The following is an 8,839-nucleotide window of genomic DNA, read 5'->3' as shown; positions in this document are numbered from 1 at the left end:
ATGAGGTCATCACAAATGCCCCGCGACGATAGCCACGGTCAGCAGCAGGCCGAGCCAGTTGTTCGACTTGAATCTCATCAGGCAGTCGGCGGGATCGCCGGGCTTGAGCAGGGCGATCTGCCAGGCAAAGTGCAACGCGATCGCGAGCAGCCCCACGAAATAATATGGGCCCAGTCCGCCGAGCTGTCCGGTCAGCGTCCAGGCCACGAGCGCCAGCACCGCGAACAGGGTGAGCCAGCGCCGCGGCGCCTCGGCGAAGCGGCGGGCCGTCGAGCCCACGCCGATGATGGCGTCGTCGCGCTGGTCCTGCATGGCGTAGACCGTGTCGTAGACCAGGGTCCAGGCGACGCCGCCGACGTAAAGCGCGGCGGCAGCCCATGAGAGCGTGCCGGTTACCGCCGCGTAGCCCACCAGCGCGCCCCAGTTGAAGGCAAGCCCGAGCACGACCTGCGGCCAGTAGGTGAAGCGCTTCATCGTCGGGTAGACGGCGACCAGAACCAGCGACAGCAGCGCCACGCCGCCGGCAAACTTGTTGAGCTTGAACAGGATCGCCACGCCGACCAGCGACTGCAGCACCATCCAGATCAATGCGTTGCGCAGCGTCACTTCGCCAGCAGGCAGCGGCCGGCCGCGGGTGCGCTCGACCTGGGCGTCGACCTTGCGGTCAATGATGTCGTTCCAGGTGCAGCCGGCGCCGCGCATGGAGAGCGCGCCGATGAAGAACAGCGCCATCCAGCCGACCAGCCGGCCCCATTCGGAGGCCGTGCCCAGCGCCGCCGACCACCAGCAGGGATACATCAGCAGCCAGATGCCGATCGGCCGATCCCAGCGCGCCAGCCTGCCGTAGGGCCGTGCCCAAGGGGGCAGGTAGCGCAACGACCAGTGCTGTTGGTTGATGTCGGTGTAACTGGTTGTCCGCTCGGCGGTCATGACGGCATCATGCAGCGATGATCGGGCAAACTCCATGAGCCTCTCACGCCTGTTCGTCGCTGCGGACCTCGCCGTTGGCGTCGAAGCGCCGCTTGACGAGGCACAGGTCCACTATTTGCGCCATGTCATGCGCCGTCCCGACGGCGCGCCCTTGCTGCTGTTCAACGGCCGTGACGGCGAATGGCGAGGCACGCTGGAAGGCCGCGGTAAGAAGGCCGCGGTCGCGCAGGTCACCGAACGCACGCGCGAGCAGTCCGTCGAGCCCGACATCTGGCTCTGCTTCGCGCCCTTGAAGCGCGCGCGCATCGACTATGTGGCGGAGAAGGCGACCGAGCTCGGCGTCGCCGTCCTGCAGCCGATCCTGACCCATCACACGATCGTCGATCGGGTCAATGTCGAGCGCCTGCGCGCCAATGCCGTCGAGGCGGCCGAGCAGACCGAGCGGCTGAGCGTACCCGAGGTGCGGGTGCCGCTGGCGCTCGGTCGTCTGCTCGACGGCTGGCCGACCGAGCGGCGACTGCTGGTCTGCGACGAGACCGGCGGCGGTCCGCCCATCGCTCAGGCGCTGGCCGGCCTCGACGAGACCGCGCGCGCCGCGCCCTGGGCCATCGTGATCGGGCCGGAAGGCGGCTTCGACGCGGCCGAGCTTGCAAGTCTGCGTCGCATAAAAGATGTGATGGCAGTGGGCCTCGGCCCACGCATCCTGCGCGCCGATACGGCAGCGCTTGCAGCGCTTGCATGCTGGCAGGCACTGGTCGGTGACTGGCAGCGGCCGACACCCCGTCTGCACGCCGATTATCGCACATCTCGGACTGTCGTCTGACCATTGCGTCTGCGCTTGCGCTCGCCCCCGTCGGTGTGAGACAGGGGGAGTTGAACACGATGAACCAGCCGCGTGCTCGCGTGAGAATACCTCATGTGGCCGCGCCGCTCGCAGCCCTGACCAGGCCGCGGGTGAGCCAGGGAGTAGATGATCGAATGTCCGCACCACCGTCGGGCGGCGGCGCGCCGATCGAGAATCGGCGGCAGCTGATCGAATACTTCGCGGCCGGCAACAAGCCCCGCGACGCTTGGCGCATGGGCACCGAGCACGAGAAGTTTGGATTCCACAAGTCGACCTTGAAGCCGCTGGCCTATGACGGGCCGGACGGCATCCGCGCCATGCTGGACGGCTTGACACGCTTCGGCTGGGAGCCTGTCACCGAAGGCAACAACACGATTGCGTTGAAGCGCGACAGCGCCAGCATCACGCTCGAGCCGGGCGGGCAGTTCGAACTGTCCGGGGCGCCGCTCGAGACGCTGCACGACACGGCGGCCGAGAACCAGCAGCACATCAACGAGGTCAACCAGGTCGCGGGCGAGATCGGCGCGGCCTTCATCGGCCTCGGCTTCGCGCCCGAGTGGACACGCGAGGACATGCACTGGATGCCCAAGGGGCGCTACAAGATCATGCGCGAGTACATGCCCAAGAAAGGCAAGCTCGGCCTCGACATGATGCTGCGCACCTGTACCGTGCAGACCAACCTCGACTTCGAGTCCGAAGCCGACATGGTGAAGAAGTTTCGCGTGTCCCTGGCCCTGCAGCCGCTGGCCACCGCGCTGTTCGCCATCTCGCCCTTCAAGGAGGGCAAGGATTCGGGCTTCAAGAGCTATCGCAGCCACATCTGGACCGACACCGATCCCGACCGCTGCGGCATGCTGCCCTTCGTGTTCGAGGACGGCTTCGGTTTCGAGCGCTATGCCGACTACATCCTCGATGTGCCGATGTACTTCGTCTATCGCGACGGCAAATACATCGATGCCTCGGGCCAGAAGTTCGCCGACTTCATGAAGGGCAAGCTGCCGGCGCGGCCAGGCGAACTGCCGACCATCAACGACTGGGCCGACCACGTGACGACGGCGTTCCCCGAGGTGCGCCTGAAGCGCTATCTGGAAATGCGCGGCGCCGATTCGGGGCCGTTGCCGGCGTTGAACGCGCTGCCGGCCTTCTGGGTTGGCCTGCTCTATGACCAGACGGCGCTGAATGCGGCATGGGACCTGGTGAAGGACTGGACCATCGCCGAGCACGACTTCCTGCGCGCCGAGACGCCGAAGACCGGCTTGGCGACCGTCTTCCGCGGCCGTCCGCTGACGGAATGGGCGCGCGAGGCCGTGGAGATCGCCCATGCCGGCCTGCGCGCCCGCAAGCGGTTGGATGCCCACGGCAACGACGAGACGACCTACCTTGCGCCGCTCGATCGCGCGGTGGCGAGCGGACTCGCCCCGGCGGACGAATTGCTGGCCAAGTGGCAAGGCGAGTGGAAGGGCTCCTTCGTCCCGCTGTTCCGCGACCACGCCTACTGAGGTATCGTCGAGCCCATGCTCGACCGTTGCGACCGCGTCCAGATCGCCGTGCATGACGCCGCCAAGGCGGCGCAGCGCTACGGCCAGCTCCTGGGCAGCGCCGTCGCGCGCCGCGATCACAGCCGCCATCTCGGCGCACGACGCACGATCCTGGCGGTCGGCGAAAGCGAGTTCGAGCTTTGCGAGGCCGACGGTGCTGGCCTGACTCAGGACTTCCTGGCCAAGCGCGGCGAGGGGCTGATGACGGCGGGCTATTGCACCGCCGATCTCGACAGCATGGTCAAGCGCTGGGAGGGGCTGGGCGTGGCCTACGACCGCGACGCCGAGCAGCTCTATCTCTCGCCCGAGACGACGTTCGGCCTGCCGATCGTGATCTCGGAGAGCACGTATCGGCCGCGCGTCGGGCCGGTGTCGTTCCTCTACGAGACGACCAACACGTTGGCGAGCGATTGGCGCCGCGTCGCCGCTGTCTATGCCGGCCTGTTCGGCCTCGATCCCGCGCGCTTCAGCGAGATCGGCAGCGAGCGCTTCGGCTATGTCGGCACGCTTACCCTGTTCGATCCACCCAACAGGCTCGACCGCATCGAGCTCAGCCAGGTCACCGACGACGTCCATGCCATGGGCCGCTTCGTCAAGAAGCACGGCGATTCGCTCTACATGTGCTACGTCGAGGTCCATGACTGGCCGGCGGTGCGCGGCCGCCTGCTCGAGGCCAATGCGCGCTATACGCCAAGGGGTTCTGATCCCGCGACGGATCCTGATGGCGGATGGGTGCATCCCAAGGGACTGCATGGGCTGCTGCTCGGTGTCTCGCGCACGGGGCTCGCCTGGGACTGGTCGGGACGCGAGGAATTGGTGCCATCGGTATGAAACGTCGTTCGTTCGCCTTGATGATGATCGCCGCGCCGCTTGCGGCTCACGCGCAGCCTGCCGCCCCCCAGTCCGCGGATTGGCAGACCATTGTCGGCCGCGACCTGCGCTTCCGGCTGGAGATGCCGGCGCCCGCCACCGAGACCAAGGCGGCCGAGAAGGAGAAGGGCCACACCTCGGAGCGCATCGCCTGGGCATCCAAGCGCGACGGCGAGATGTTCGACTTCGACTATGTCGACTACCAGCCCGGCTGGTTCTCCGAGCGCGATTCCAAGCAGATGGCGCGCGACCTCGGCCGCGGCGAGGCCGAGAAGGCGTTCCCGCGGGCGAAGTTCAAGTACATACGCGATGAGCCTGTCACGCTGCAGGGCTGGGACGGTTATGCCCTCGACATCGAGGACGCCCAGGGCGCGCTCGTTCAGATGCGTACCTACATCGTCAAAGACCGGCTCTTCCGCCTGCTGGTCACGGCGAAGAACAACGAGCCGTCCAAGGCTGCCGCCCAGCGCTTCCTCGATTCGCTGCGGCTGGCTGAAACGCGACCCTCTTAAGGGACCGCGGGCCGGAGGCCCGCTCATGGTCATGGTCTTCCGGACCGCGCGCGTCCTCGCGCGCTCATGATCATGAGGTGCGCGAGGACGCGCGCGGTCCGGAAGATTATGAGCGGGCCAGAGGCCCGCGCTCCCGGCTTGCCAATTCTCCCTCTCCCCCTCACAGTCCTCTCGATTCAGTCAGTGTGAGTTAGTCAGGAGGCCACGCGTAGAGCAGTCGACGCCGTGCCCGTTTGCGCGGCGCATGGGAGGAAACAACATGAAAATCCGAACGGGATGGCTCATCCCGGCCGCGTTGGCGGCCGCACTGGTGGCGACGACGGGATCCGCCTGGGCGCAGAAGCCCGGTGGGGTCCTCAAGATCCAGCACATGGACACGCCGCCCAGCGCCTCGATCCACGAGGAGGCCACCGTCTCCACGGCCGTCCCGTTCATGGGCCTCTACAACAACCTGGTCATGTTCGACCAGAACGTCGCCAAGAACAGCTTCGCCTCGATCGTGCCGGATCTCGCCACCAAATGGGCGTGGAGCGACGACGGCAAGCAGCTTTCCTTCACCCTGCGCCAGGGCGTGAAGTGGCACGACGGCAAGCCCTTCACGGCCAAGGACGTGGCCTGCACCTTCGACATGCTGCTGGGCGGCGAGACCAAGATCAGGCGCAATCCGCGCGGCGCCTGGTACACGAACGTCGACAGGGTCACGGCCGACGGCGATTTCGCCGCCACCTTCCATCTCAAAGAGCGACAGCCAGCGCTGATCGCCCTGCTGGCTTCGGGCTACACGCCCATCTACCCCTGCCACATCCCGTCGGCGGACATGCGTCGCCGGCCGATCGGCACCGGTCCGTTCAAGCTCGCCGAGTTCAAGATGAACGAGGGCATCAAGCTGGTGAAGAACCCCGACTACTGGAAGCCGGGCCGGCCCTACCTCGACGGTATCGAGTACACCATCATCGCCGACCGCTCGACGCGCATGCTGGCTTTCGCCAGCGGCAAGTTCGACATGACCTTCCCGACCGACCTCACGGTGCCGTTGTGGAAGAACATGAAGAAGGACGCGCCGCACGTTAAATGCACCATGCGCGACACCGGCGTCAGCACCAACCTGATCGTCAATCGCGAGGTGCCGCCGTTCGACGATCCCAAGATCCGCCGCGCGCTGGCGCTGACGCTCGATCGCAAGGCCTTCATCGACATATTGAGCGAGGGCGAGAGCAGCATGGGCGGCGTCATGCTGCCGCCACCCTCCGGCGTCTGGGGCATGCCGCCGGAGATGCTGAAGACCATCATCGGCTACGACAACGTGCCCGCCAATCGCGAGAAGGCGCGCGAGCTCATGAAGGAGTTGGGCTACGGGCCCGACAAGCGGCTGAAGGTCAAGGTCAGCACGCGCAACATCGCGACGTTCCGGGATCCCGCGACCATCCTGATCGACCATCTCAAGCACATCTATGTCGATGGCGAGCTCGAGGTGATCGACACCTCGGTCTACTACAATCGCGTCTTCAAGAAGGACTACTCGGTGGCGCTGAACCTCTCCGGGACGGCCGTCGACGATCCCGACGTCGGTTTCTTCGAGGGCTATGCCTGCGGCTCGCTGCGCAACTACAACGGATACTGCAATCCGGAGATGACCAAGCTCTTCGAAGAGCAATCACGCGAGACCGACCAGAAGAAGCGCCTGAAGATGGTGTGGGAAATCGACCGCAAGCTGCAGGAAGATATCGCCCGCCCGATCATCTACCACGGCCGCGCCGCCGGCTGCTGGCAGCCTTACGTGAAGGGCGTGGTGCTGCACTCCAACAGCATCTACAACGGCGCCCGCTTCGAGGACGTGTGGCTGGATAAGTAGTTCGCTGGGGGCGCGCCACTCCAGTGGCGCGTCTTCTCATGCTCTTCCGGACCGCGCGCATCTTGCGCGCTCATGAATCATGAGCGAGCTGGAAGCTCGCGGTCCGGAAGACCATAACGCGCCACTGGAGTGGCGCGCCCCCAGCTAAGGCGCGATCATCCTGTAGACGCGCGCGGCGGTGCCGCTGTAGAGGGCCTTCTTCTCGGCGACCGACGCGCCCTTGGTGATGAGCTTGAAGGCGTTCCACAGCTCGGTGTAGCCGCACGACTGCTTGTCGGGCGGGAAGTTGCTCTCGAACATGCAGCGCTCGGGACCGAACAGCTCGATGCAAGTCTCGATGTAGGGCCTCCAGACGGCCGCCAGTTCCTGCGAGGAGGGTGGCATCTCACGCAGTTCAAAGCCGAAGCCGAACGAGGTCATGCCGAGCCCGCCCAGCTTGACGACGACGTTGGGGCAGCCGGCGAGGTCCTGCATGTTCTTCTTCCACACCGGCAGGGTCTCGGCCTGCTTGCCGGCATACTGGCCGATGCCGAGATGGCCGCCGACATGATCGACGATGATCGTCTGGCCGGGAAAGGCGCGGGCGATATCCAGCAGGTCGGGAAGCTGCGGGAAGAAGTGCCAGGAATCGAAGGTGAGCCCGAGCTTGCCGAGCTCGGCGAAGCCTTCGCGGAACTTCGGATCGAGCAGGCGGTGCCGCGGGATCGGCCGCGAGACATGCTTGCCGGCCAGGCCCTCGTCCCACGATGTGCCGTAGCGCACGCCGCGGAAGCGGCCGCCGGCCACGGCAATCTCGGCTTCCAGCACGGCGCGCACGCGGCTGCCCAGCATCAGGTCGGCCCAGCCGATGATCGCCTCACAGGCCCGCATCTTGCCGTACTGGCCGGAGGCGCTCTGGGCGGCGATGCCGTTCACGAACTCGACCTCGCCCACGGGCTTCATCTCGTCGGGCCCGGTGGCGCGGAACATCGCCTGGCATTCGAGGAACACCGTTGAGACGATGTTGTGCCCTCCGCCGGTGTCGTCCAGCAGCTCGGACAGGAAGTAGCGGCCGCGGTCGCGGTGCGGGGCATCCCACAGGTGGTGATGCGGGTCGATGATCGGCAGGTCGGGCTCGAGCGCCTTTTCGGCCGGGCGCTTAGCCAGCCAGGCGGCGAGATCGGCATTGTTGCGATGGATCAATCCGCGATATTCAGCGTCGGCCATGGCTGTTTCCTCCGGTTTGGAGGAAGCCTACGGCAGGAGCGGAGAGCGGAGCATGCGGATTTGCGTATACGGGGCAGGCGCCATCGGCGGCAATTTCGCGGCGCGACTGGCCAATGCCGGGAACGAGGTCTCGATCGTGGCGCGCGGCGCCCATCTCGAGGCGATTCGCGCCCGTGGCCTCACCCTGCTGGCTGGCGACAAGAAGATCACGGCCAACGTGAAGGCGTCCGACCGGCCGGCCGATCTCGGGCCGCAGGACGCCGTGCTGGTGACGCTGAAGGCGTCGGGCCAGCACGTCCTCGCCGGCAACATTGAACCCTTGCTTGGGCCTGACACGGCCGTCGCCTTCGTGCAGAACGGCATTCCCTGGTGGTACGGCCACGGGCTTTCCAAGTCGCGCCCGCCGGCACCTGATCTCAGCCGCCTCGACCCGGGTGGCGCGCTTGCCAAGTCGGTCGGCATGCATCGCGTGGTTGGCGCGGTTGTGAGCTCGCCCAACCATGTGATCGAGCCCGGCGTGGTCGAGAATGAAGTGCCGGACCGCAACATCCTCTGGGTCGGCGAGCCGGACGACCGGCCCAGCCCGCGCATCGAAGCGCTGCGCACGGCGCTCAAGGCGGCCGGCATCGGCTCGCCGGCGACGACCGACATCCGCTATGAGATCTGGCACAAGCTGATGGCCAACCTGACGGGCTCGACGGTCTGCCTGCTCACGGGGCAGCCCGTTCACGTCCAGAAGACGCCGCTGATCAACCGGCTGTCGCGGCGCGCCCATGCCGAGGCGCTGGCGGTCGCCGCCGCCCACGGCGTAATTCTCAACGACCATCCGGACGAGCGCTACGGGCCCAAGCGCGTCTACACCAGCCACCGGCCGTCGATCCTGCAGGACTATGATCTCGGCCGGCCGATGGAGATCGAGTCAATTGTGCGTGCACCGGTCGCCTTCGCCCGCAGCGCCGGCGTCGACACGCCGACGCTGGACGCCATCGAAGCGATCAGCGTGGCCCTGGCCCACGCCAAGGGGCTCTATACACCCTGACTCCTGGGCGGCAGACGCGCTAGGATCGGCCGAACGTCACAATGATCG

8 protein-coding genes are annotated in these 8,839 nt (G+C 66.4%); 6 read left to right on the top strand and 2 right to left on the bottom strand.

Annotated features, from left to right (window positions below; all coding sequences use genetic code 11):
• Positions 1-9: 9 nt before the first annotated feature.
• Entirely contained in the window at positions 10-930 is a 921-nt protein-coding gene (ubiA, locus tag RSO01_RS19825; protein ID WP_147151091.1) for a 4-hydroxybenzoate octaprenyltransferase, read from the bottom strand.
• Positions 931-964: 34 nt separating this feature from the next.
• Between ubiA and RSO01_RS19820 the strand changes: the two genes are divergently transcribed.
• From RSO01_RS19820 to RSO01_RS19800, 5 genes are all read left to right on the top strand, one after another.
• Entirely contained in the window at positions 965-1,753 is a 789-nt protein-coding gene (locus RSO01_RS19820; protein WP_147151086.1) for a 16S rRNA (uracil(1498)-N(3))-methyltransferase, read from the top strand.
• Positions 1,754-1,908: 155 nt separating this feature from the next.
• On the top strand, positions 1,909-3,273 hold the full coding sequence (locus RSO01_RS19815; RefSeq protein ID WP_147151084.1) for a glutamate--cysteine ligase: 1,365 nt from the start codon (positions 1,909-1,911) through the stop codon (positions 3,271-3,273).
• Between the two features lie 15 nt (positions 3,274-3,288).
• Positions 3,289-4,143, top strand: coding sequence for a VOC family protein (locus RSO01_RS19810; protein WP_147151082.1), 855 nt, complete (start codon positions 3,289-3,291; stop codon positions 4,141-4,143).
• Positions 4,140-4,694, top strand: a complete 555-nt coding sequence (locus tag RSO01_RS19805) for a hypothetical protein (protein ID WP_147151081.1) — start codon at positions 4,140-4,142, stop codon at positions 4,692-4,694. The genes RSO01_RS19810 and RSO01_RS19805 overlap by 4 nt, the downstream gene beginning before the upstream one ends.
• Before the next feature lie 259 nt (positions 4,695-4,953).
• Positions 4,954-6,546 (top strand): ABC transporter substrate-binding protein, encoded by a 1,593-nt coding sequence (locus tag RSO01_RS19800; RefSeq protein ID WP_147151079.1) that lies wholly within the window; start codon positions 4,954-4,956, stop codon positions 6,544-6,546.
• 144 nt (positions 6,547-6,690) lie between these two features.
• Here the strand turns inward: RSO01_RS19800 and RSO01_RS19795 are convergent, their stop codons facing one another.
• A complete protein-coding gene (locus RSO01_RS19795; protein WP_147151077.1) occupies positions 6,691-7,752 on the bottom strand; it encodes an amidohydrolase family protein in 1,062 nt (353 codons plus the stop codon).
• A gap of 52 nt (positions 7,753-7,804) precedes the next feature.
• Between RSO01_RS19795 and RSO01_RS19790 the strand changes: the two genes are divergently transcribed.
• A complete protein-coding gene (locus RSO01_RS19790) occupies positions 7,805-8,791 on the top strand; it encodes a ketopantoate reductase family protein (RefSeq protein ID WP_147151075.1) in 987 nt (328 codons plus the stop codon).
• Positions 8,792-8,839 lie beyond the last annotated feature (48 nt).

The sequence above is a fragment of the Reyranella soli genome, from assembly GCF_007992495.1.
GTDB lineage: Bacteria > Pseudomonadota > Alphaproteobacteria > Reyranellales > Reyranellaceae > Reyranella > Reyranella soli.
This window is presented reverse-complemented; position numbering and strand designations above follow the sequence as displayed.

What these genes read in the sequence shown, in the direction of transcription:
- RSO01_RS19805 (WP_147151081.1), top strand. Translation starts at nt 4,140, where the DNA reads ATGAAACGTCGTTCGTTCGCCTTGATGATGATCGCCGCGCCGCTTGCG.
- ubiA (WP_147151091.1), bottom strand. Translation starts at nt 930, where the DNA reads ATGACCGCCGAGCGGACAACCAGTTACACCGACATCAACCAACAGCAC.
- RSO01_RS19810 (WP_147151082.1), top strand. Translation starts at nt 3,289, where the DNA reads ATGCTCGACCGTTGCGACCGCGTCCAGATCGCCGTGCATGACGCCGCC.
- RSO01_RS19820 (WP_147151086.1), top strand. Translation starts at nt 965, where the DNA reads ATGAGCCTCTCACGCCTGTTCGTCGCTGCGGACCTCGCCGTTGGCGTC.
- RSO01_RS19815 (WP_147151084.1), top strand. Translation starts at nt 1,909, where the DNA reads ATGTCCGCACCACCGTCGGGCGGCGGCGCGCCGATCGAGAATCGGCGG.
- RSO01_RS19795 (WP_147151077.1), bottom strand. Translation starts at nt 7,752, where the DNA reads ATGGCCGACGCTGAATATCGCGGATTGATCCATCGCAACAATGCCGAT.
- RSO01_RS19800 (WP_147151079.1), top strand. Translation starts at nt 4,954, where the DNA reads ATGAAAATCCGAACGGGATGGCTCATCCCGGCCGCGTTGGCGGCCGCA.
- RSO01_RS19790 (WP_147151075.1), top strand. Translation starts at nt 7,805, where the DNA reads ATGCGGATTTGCGTATACGGGGCAGGCGCCATCGGCGGCAATTTCGCG.